Annotated in this window: 1 protein-coding gene; it reads left to right on the top strand. The window is 67.0% G+C overall.

The features are described 5' to 3' along the window. The first annotated feature begins 311 nt into the window (after nt 1-311). On the top strand, nt 312-1,751 hold the full coding sequence (locus ACDP63_RS24715; RefSeq protein ID WP_409928840.1) for a DUF6880 family protein: 1,440 nt from the start codon (nt 312-314) through the stop codon (nt 1,749-1,751). Nucleotides 1,752-1,853: the final 102 nt, after the last annotated feature.

The following is a 1,853-nucleotide window of genomic DNA, read 5'->3' as shown; positions in this document are numbered from 1 at the left end:
GGGTATCTTCCGGCTAACGGCCTGCCTCGACACCGCCCCACCCGCAGCCTTCCCATGATACCGAAGGTGGCCGGGAGCGCTTTTCAGTTCATGCCGGCTTCAGATGGATCGTTCTCCGTTCCACAGTGCTGAAGCGCGGGCGACAGTCAACGAACACATTGAAATCGCGAAGAAAAAGGAAATGGCCCGCATTTCCGCGCAAGGCGTTTCGGCGCGATGGTGCGGGACATCGACGAGCCGCGCGAATCAGAACGCAGGTTCCGGTGCCCGCGGGCTGCTGTTAGGCTCGGGGAAAAGAAACTGGCGATCCGATGGCTTCCAAGACCACCCTCAATGCGAAGAACCTCGAAGCGCTGGGCGCCGAGCGTCTGGCGCAATTGCTGATCGAGGTCAGCACCGGCAACGCGGCGGCCAAGCGCAAGCTGCGGCTCGCGCTGGCGGGCGCCCAGAGCCCGAGGGAGGCCGCGCGGGAGATCACCAAGCGACTGACCAGCATCGCCCGCGCCCGCAGCTTCATCACCTGGAAGAACCGCAAGGCGCTGGTCACGGATCTCGAAACCCAGCGGCGCGCCATCGTCGAGCAGATCGCACCCGCCGATCCCGATGAGGCGCTGGCGCTCATGTGGCGGTTCATGGCGCTTGCGACGCCTGTCTTCGAGCGCTGCGACGACTCCAGCGGGACCGTCATCGGCATCTTCCACCAGGCCTGCGCCGATCTGGGTCAGCTCGCCGAGAAGGTCCGGCCGGATCCGCAGGCGCTCGCCGGCACTGTCCTCGATGCGCTGCAGGACAACGGCTATGGCCAGTATGACGGCCTGATCGGCATCATAGCGCCGGCGCTCGGCGACGAGGGGTTGGCGGCCCTGCAATCGATGACCGAAGAACTCGGTCGCTCGCCTGTGCCGGTGCCGCCAAAGGACCAATGGAAGGCGGTGGGCTGGGGCCCGGGCGGCACCACCTACGAGCACGAGATGCGGGCGCGCGAGCGCACGAGCACTGTCGCCATGGCGCTCAAGGACATCGCCGACGCGCGGGGCGACGTCGACGGCTTCATCGCCCAGTACGATCCAAAGACCCGCAAGGTGCCGCAGATCGCGGCCGAGATCGCACAGCGTCTGCTCGCGGCCGGCAGGGCGGGCGAGGCGCTGGGGTTCCTCGAGCGCGCGGAGCTCGGCGACGGGCTGCGGGTGCCACTGGCCTGGCAAGACATCCGTCTGCAGACGCTGGAGGCGCTGGGGCGCGGCGAGGAGGCGCAAGCGTTCCGGTGGGACTGCTTCGAACGCACGCTCTCCGACAGGTACCTGCGGGCCTATCTCAAGCGGCTTCCCGACTTCGACGACATAGAAGCTGAGGAGCGGGCGATGGCGCACGCCATGGCCCATCCGAGCCTTCTTCACGCCCTGCAGTTCTTCCTCGACTGGCCGGCGCTGGATCGCGCCGCAGACCTCCTGGAGGCCCGGCACGAGGAGATCGACGGGGATCACTACGAGTATCTCGCCCCAGCGGCGGAGGCCCTGTCAGAGCGTCATCCGCTGGCCGCGACTCTGGTTCTCCGCGCGATGATCGACTTCACGCTCACGAGGTCGCGGGCGAAGCGGTATCGCTATGCCGCCGAGCACCTGGTCTCCTGCGCCCGGCTCGCACGGGAAATCCCGGACTTCGGCGCGTTCGAGACGCACGATGCCTATGTCGCCCGGTTGAAGGAAGAGCACGGCAGGAAGTTCGGCTTCTGGTCGCTCACCGCCGCCTGATGGGAACTGCCGCCGGCGATACGACGCGTCCAGCGTAAGCTGGGGCGCGTGCCGAACGGTGACCGTCAGATGGTCCAGATCCTGAGCATGATCCCAACGGAT

Origin of the sequence: Paracoccus sp. P2, from assembly GCF_046335115.1 — a bacterium.
GTDB classification, from domain to species: Bacteria; Pseudomonadota; Alphaproteobacteria; order Rhodobacterales; family Rhodobacteraceae; genus Paracoccus; species Paracoccus pantotrophus.
The sequence above is the reverse complement of the archived record's forward strand: the minus strand, read 5'-3'. Positions and strand labels throughout refer to the sequence as shown.

Bases quoted from the DNA above. Each gene is read 5' to 3' on its own strand.
- ACDP63_RS24715 (WP_409928840.1), top strand. From the start codon at position 312: ATGGCTTCCAAGACCACCCTCAATGCGAAGAACCTCGAAGCGCTGGGC.